This is a genomic window from Streptomyces sp. NPDC004752 (assembly GCF_053601275.1).
This window is the reverse complement of sequence record NZ_JBSGBN010000115.1, coordinates 24,998-31,196: the sequence shown is the minus strand read 5'-3', so window position 1 is coordinate 31,196 and position 6,199 is coordinate 24,998. Positions and strand designations below refer to the sequence as shown.

3 protein-coding genes and 1 pseudogene are annotated in these 6,199 nt (G+C 74.6%); 3 read left to right on the top strand and 1 reads right to left on the bottom strand.

Going from position 1 to position 6,199, the window contains the following annotated elements; translation table 11 throughout:
• Positions 1 to 85: 85 nt before the first annotated feature.
• Positions 86 to 4,048: pseudogene (locus tag ACWEKM_RS35045) on the bottom strand (DEAD/DEAH box helicase); the annotation flags it as partial.
• Between the two features lie 147 nt (positions 4,049 to 4,195).
• Between ACWEKM_RS35045 and ACWEKM_RS35040 the strand changes: the two are divergent.
• Genes ACWEKM_RS35040 through ACWEKM_RS35030 form a run of 3 tightly spaced genes read left to right on the top strand, consistent with a single transcriptional unit; the run spans position 4,196 to position 6,156 of the window.
• Positions 4,196 to 5,158, top strand: a complete 963-nt coding sequence (locus tag ACWEKM_RS35040) for an AraC family transcriptional regulator (RefSeq protein ID WP_451625313.1) — start codon at positions 4,196 to 4,198, stop codon at positions 5,156 to 5,158.
• Positions 5,059 to 5,799: an AzlC family ABC transporter permease gene (locus ACWEKM_RS35035; RefSeq protein ID WP_451625311.1), complete on the top strand. Its 741-nt coding sequence runs from the start codon at positions 5,059 to 5,061 to the stop codon at positions 5,797 to 5,799. Before ACWEKM_RS35040 ends, ACWEKM_RS35035 begins: the two co-directional genes overlap by 100 nt.
• Positions 5,800 to 5,847: 48 nt before the next feature.
• Positions 5,848 to 6,156, top strand: a complete 309-nt coding sequence (locus ACWEKM_RS35030) for an AzlD domain-containing protein (RefSeq protein WP_451625310.1) — start codon at positions 5,848 to 5,850, stop codon at positions 6,154 to 6,156.
• The last annotated feature ends 43 nt before the right edge of the window (positions 6,157 to 6,199 follow it).

The window sequence follows — 6,199 nt, the reverse complement described above, 5'->3', positions numbered from 1 at the left end:
TCCGGCGTGTACCAGTACGTCATGGCGTTGCCGTTGAGGTCCTCGACGTAGTCGAGGTTCCAGCGCCAGGCCTGGGTGGCGGAGCCGCGACGGTCGGCGGGCCGGTGCGGGAGACGGGCCGGGCGGCGGCCGTCAGGGAGCCGTAGCGACCGCGCGGGATGGTGCGCCTGGCCCGGTGGGCCGTGGAGCCCGCCGTGCGGCCCGAGCCGAGCAGGGAGCGCATCGGGGCGAGCGTGTCGTTCGTCAGCCGGCCGGACCAGGCCAGATCCCAGACGACGTCGGCCAGTTGGGGATCGGTGACCTCGGGGTGGGTGGTAGCACGGACCTGGTCGGCGATCTGCCGGAAGAACAGGCCGTAGCCGCCGGAGAGGGCGTCCAGCACCGATTGGTGCAGCCCGGTCAGCTCCAGGGGGTGGGGCGGCGGCAGGAGCAGCGGGACCGCGTCCGCCAGGTACAGCGACACCCAGCCGTCCTTGCCGGGCAGCGCCCCCGCCCCGGCCCAGACGATCTCGCCGGCCGAGGTGAGTTCGTCGAGCACCGACGCGCTGTAGTGCGCCACCCGCGACGGCAGGACCAGCTTCTCCAGGGCGGACGCCGGGACGGACGCACCCTGCAACTGCTCGACGGCGCGCACCAGTCCGTCGGCGCCGCGCAGGCCGTGCCCCTTCCCGATGTGCTGCCACTGCGGCAGGAACTGCGCGAGCGCGGGCGGCGGCACCGGCTCCAGCTCGTGCCGCAGCGCGGCCAGCGAACGGCGGCGCAGCCTGCGCAGGACGGCCGCGTCGCACCACTCCTGGCCGATGCCCGCGGGATGGAACTCGCCCTGGACGACCCGGCCGCCCGCCGCGAGCCGCTGGAGGGCCCCCTCGGTGACCGCAACGCCCAGGCCGAAGCGGGCCGCCGCGGTGGCCGAGGTGAAGGGACCGTGGGTGCGGGCGTACCGGGCGAGGAGGTCGCCGAGCGGGTCCTTGACCGGCTCGGTGAATGCCTCGGGTACCCCCACCGGCAGCGCCGTACCGAGGGCGTCGCGCAGTCGGCCCGCGTCCTCGACGGCCGCCCAATGGTCGGCGCCGGCGATCCGGACCCGGATGGCGCGGCGGGCGGCGGCCAGCTCCTGGGCCCACCCCGGGTCGGCGCCGCGCTCGGCCAGCTCGGCCTCGGTGAGCGGTCCGAGCAGCCGCAACAGGTCGGCCACGCCCTCGACGCCCTTGACGCGGCGGTCCTCGGTGAGCCACTGGAGCTCCCGCTCCAACTCGGTCAGCACCTCCGCGTCGAGCAGTTCGCGCAGCTCCGCCTGGCCCAGCAGCTCGGCCAGCAGCCGTGAGTCCAGGGACAGGGCGGCGGCGCGGCGCTCGGCCAGCGGGGAGTCCCCCTCGTACAGGAACTGGGCGACGTAGCCGAACAGCAGGGAGCGCGCGAACGGCGACGGCTCGGGCGTCGTGACCTCCACCAGGCGGACCCTGCGCGACTCGATGTCGCCCATGAGCTCGGCGAGCCCGGGGACGTCGAAGACGTCCTGGAGGCACTCGCGGACCGCCTCCAGGACGATCGGGAACGAGCCGAACTCGCTGGCCACCTGCAGCAGTTGGGCGGCGCGCTGGCGCTGCTGCCACAGCGGGGTGCGGCGGCCGGGGCTGCGGCGCGGCAGCAGCAGCGCGCGGGCGGCGCACTCGCGGAAGCGGGAGGCGAACAGGGCCGAGCCGCCGACCTGGTCGGTGACGATCTGATCGACCTCGCCCCGGTCGAAGGCGACGTCCGCCGCGCCGACCGGTGCCTGCTCGGCGTCGTACGCCGTGGACGCCTTCACGGGGTCCTGGTCGAGCAGGTCGAGGCCCATCAGATCGGCGTCGGGCAGGCGCAGCACGATGCCGTCGTCGGCGTGCATGACCTGCGCGTCCATGCTGTACCGCTCGGACAGGCGGGCGCCGAGCGCGAGTGCCCACGGGGCGTGCACCTGCGCCCCGAAGGGGGAATGGACGACGACGCGCCAGTCGCCCAGCTCGTCGCGGAAGCGCTCCACGACGATCGTGCGGTCGTCGGGAACATGACCGCATGCCTCGCGCTGCTCGTCCAGGTACGACAGGACGTTGTCCGCGGCCCACGTGTCGAGGCCCGCGGCGAGCAGCCGCAGCCGGGCGTCGTCCTTCGGGAGCGAGCCGACCTCGCGCAGGAACGCGCCCACGGCACGGCCCAGTTCGAGCGGACGGCCCAGCTGGTCGCCCTTCCAGAAGGGCAGCCTGCCCGGCACGCCGGGCGCCGGGGAGACCAGGACGCGGTCGCGTGTGATGTCCTCGATGCGCCAGGAACTCGTGCCCAGTGTGAAGACGTCCCCCACGCGCGACTCGTAGACCATCTCCTCGTCGAGTTCGCCGACCCGGCCGCCGCCCTTCTTCGGGTCGGCGCCGGCGAGGAAGACCCCGAAGAGCCCCCGGTCCGGGATCGTGCCCCCGGAGGTGACAGCCAGCCGCTGCGCGCCGGGGCGGCCGGTGACCGTCTTGGCGACCCGGTCCCACACCACGCGCGGGCGCAGCTCGGCGAAGGCGTCGGACGGATAGCGGCCCGCGAGCATGTCCAGGACGGCCGTGAACGCCGACTCCGGGAGCGAGGCGAAGGGAGCGGCCCGGCGCACGGTGGCCAGCAGGTCGTCGACCTGCCAGGTGTCCAGCGCCGTCATGGCGACCAGTTGCTGGGCGAGGACGTCCAGCGGGTTCGCGGGGACCCTCAGCGACTCGATGGCGCCGCACCGCATCCGCTCGGTGACGACGGCCGCCTGCACCAGGTCGCCGCGGTACTTCGGGAAGACCACGCCGGTGGAGACGGCGCCCACCTGGTGGCCCGCACGGCCGACGCGCTGGAGGCCGGAGGCGACGGAGGGCGGGGACTCCACCTGGACGACGAGGTCGACCGTGCCCATGTCGATGCCCAGTTCGAGGCTGGAGGTGGCCACCACGGCGGGCAGCCGGCCCGCCTTCAGGTCCTCCTCGACCAGGGCGCGCTGCTCCTTGGAGACCGAGCCGTGGTGGGCGCGGGCGATGACCGGGGGCGCGCCCTGGGCCGCGCCCGAGCCGCCCATCAGCTGGGCGGGGGAGTGGTGCTCCCCCAGGGGCTCGCCGGTCGCCCGCTCGTAGGCGATCTCGTTGAGCCGGTTGCACAGGCGCTCGGCGAGGCGCCGGGAGTTCGCGAACACGATCGTCGACCGGTGGGCCTGCACCAGGTCGGTGATCCGCTCCTCCACATGCGGCCAGATCGACGGCCGCTGAGCGCCCTCGGCACCGTCGGCGACCGGGGAACCGGCCAGTTCGCCCAGGTCCTCCACCGGGACGACGACGGAGAGGTCGAACTCCTTGCCGGACTCCGGCTGGACGATCTCCACCTTGCGGCGGGGCGAGAGATACCGGGCCACCTCGTCGACCGGGCGGACGGTCGCCGACAGCCCGATGCGGCGGGCCGGCCGGGGCAGCAGCTCGTCCAGCCGCTCCAGGGAGAGCGCGAGATGCGCGCCGCGCTTGGTGCCCGCGACCGCGTGCACCTCGTCCAGGATCACCGTCTCGACGCCGGTCAGCGCGTCGCGCGTGGCCGAGGTCAGCATCAGGAACAGGGACTCGGGCGTGGTGATCAGGATGTCCGGCGGACGCGTGGCCAGGGCACGGCGCTCGGCCGCCGGGGTGTCACCGGAGCGGATGCCCACCTTGACCTCGGGCTCGGGCAGGCCCAGGCGCACGGACTCGTGCCGGATGCCGGTCAGCGGACTGCGCAGGTTGCGCTCGACGTCGACCGCGAGGGCCTTGAGCGGTGAGATGTACAGCACGCGACAGCGCTTCCTCGGGTCGGCCGGCGGCGGACTCGAGGCGAGCTGGTCCAGGGCGGCGAGGAACGCGGCCAGCGTCTTGCCGGAGCCGGTCGGGGCCACCACCAGCACATCGGAGCCCTCCCGGATGGCCTGCCACGCGCCCGCCTGGGCCCCGGTGGGCGCGGAGAAGGCCCCCGTGAACCAGCCGCGGGTCGCGGGGGAGAAGCCGTCGAGGGCTCGATGAGTGGAGCTGACCATGCGTCCATCCTGCACCCGACCACTGACAATCCGCCTGACCTGGGCAAATGCCGCAGCAAGGGCAGATGCGCCGGGCGTCAGCGGCGGGCGGCGGCGGGCGGCGGGCAGCGCGAGCGCACCGGCGACGGTGTGACGGACAATGGCCGGATGGCGGGTTCGGGCGAGCTGGCGCGGCACTGGCAGTACGAGGAACTGCCCGGTGTCGACCTGCTGCGCGCCCGCTACATCCGCAAGACCTTCGTCCGCCACACCCACGAGCACTTTGTGATCGCGGCCATCGCCGACGGCGTCGAGGTCTTCCAGCACCGCGGGGCGGACGTCCAGGCCGGCGCGGGAGCGCTGGCGCTGGTCAACCCGGACACCGCGCACACCGGCCGGGCCGGCGTCCCCGAGGGCTGGCGGTACGGCGCGCTCTACCCGCCGCCCGACCTGGTGGCCGCGATAGCCGCCGAGACCACCGGGATCCGGGGCACCCCCGGCTTCGTCAGTCCCGTCCTCGACGACCCGTACGCGGTCGGCCTCGTCCACCAGGTGCTGCGTGCCGCCGACGAGGGCAACGCGCTCGCCGCCGACACCCTGCTGCGGGTGGCGGTGACCCGGCTGCTGCGGCTGAACGGCGGGCCGCTCCCCCGGCACGAGGTGCGATCGGCCGGAGCCCGGATCGCCGCACGCGCCCGTGCCGTGCTGGAGGAACGGATGACCGAACCACCCACGCTGGAACGGCTCGCCGCCGACCTCGGGACCAGCCCCTTCGCCCTGCTGCGGGCGTTCCGCGACGCCTACGGCATGCCGCCGCACGCCTGGCTGACCGATGCCCGGGTGCGCCGGGCGCGGCACCTGCTGGACGCGGGCACGGCACCGGCCCAGGCCGCCGTCACCGTCGGGTTCACCGACCAGCCGCACCTCAACCGCCACTTCGCCCGGATCGTCGGCGTGCCTCCCGGGGCGTACCAGCGTGAGCGCAAGAACGTACAAGACCCGCGGCGACGGCCGCTCGTACCGTCCGAGGTGTGGCAGATCAGACAGCTCTCGCAGACATACGCGCCCGAAACGCAGGGAAAGCCGATTCCGCCGTCGTCCGGGACGCCCTCGGAGTCGGCGTCGCCGTAGGACTGTCCGGCTTCGCCTTCGGGGTGACCTCGGCCGGCAGCGGACTGAGCGTTCCGCAGACCTGTCTGCTCAGCCTCCTGGTGTTCACCGGCGCCTCCCAGTTCGCGCTCGTGGGAGCGCTGGCGGCCGGCGGCGGCCCGGTCACGGCCGCGGCGGGCGCCCTCTTCCTGGGCGTGCGCAACGCGTTCTACGGGCTGCGGCTGTCCCAATTGCTGGCCCTCCCGCGCGTGGTGCGGCCGTTCGCGGCCCAGTGGGTGATCGACGAGACCACCGCGGTGTCGCTGGCGCAGCCGACCCGGCGCGCCGCCCGCCTCGGGTTCCTGGTCACCGGGGTCACCCTGTACGTGCTGTGGAACCTCACCACGCTGCTCGGCGCGCTGGGCGCCGAAGCCATCGGAGACACCGACACGTGGGGCCTCGACGCGGCCGGACCCGCCGTCTTCCTGGCGCTGCTCGCGCCCATGCTGAAGTCCGTGACCGAGCGAGCCGTGGCGGGCCTCGCGGTGGTCCTGGGGCTCGGCCTGCTGCCCGTCCTGCCCGCCGGTGTGCCGGTGCTGGTGGCCGCGCTCGCGGCACCGCTCGCCCTGTGCGTGGAGGGCCGCCGCGGCGGCCGGGCCCGTGGCGACACCCCACGTCCCTAGCCGCGCACCAGATCGGACGACATCGGACCGGATGACAGAGGAAGCACGTTGAACACCTGGATCGCCATCGGGGCCACCGCACTCGGTTGCTACGCGGTCAAGCTCGCCGGGCTGCTGGTGCCCGCGGGCGCCCTGGAGCGGCCGCTCGTCAGGCGGCTCGCCGCCCTGCTGCCCGTCGCCCTACTCGCCGCCCTCACGGCCCAGCAGACGTTCGCCGACGGCCACGCGCTCGTGCTGGACGCCCGGGCGGCGGGGCTCGCGGCGGCCGGGGTGGCGCTGCTGCTGCGGGCCCCGTTCCTGCTCGTCGTCGCGGCGGCGGTGCTGGTGACGGCGGGGGTGCGTGCCCTGGGCGGCTGAAGCCGTGGGAGGGGGCGCCGGAAGCGACCGGGGCCGGGAGTGC

What these genes read in the sequence shown, in the direction of transcription:
- ACWEKM_RS35040 (WP_451625313.1), top strand. Translation starts at nt 4,196, where the DNA reads ATGGCGGGTTCGGGCGAGCTGGCGCGGCACTGGCAGTACGAGGAACTG.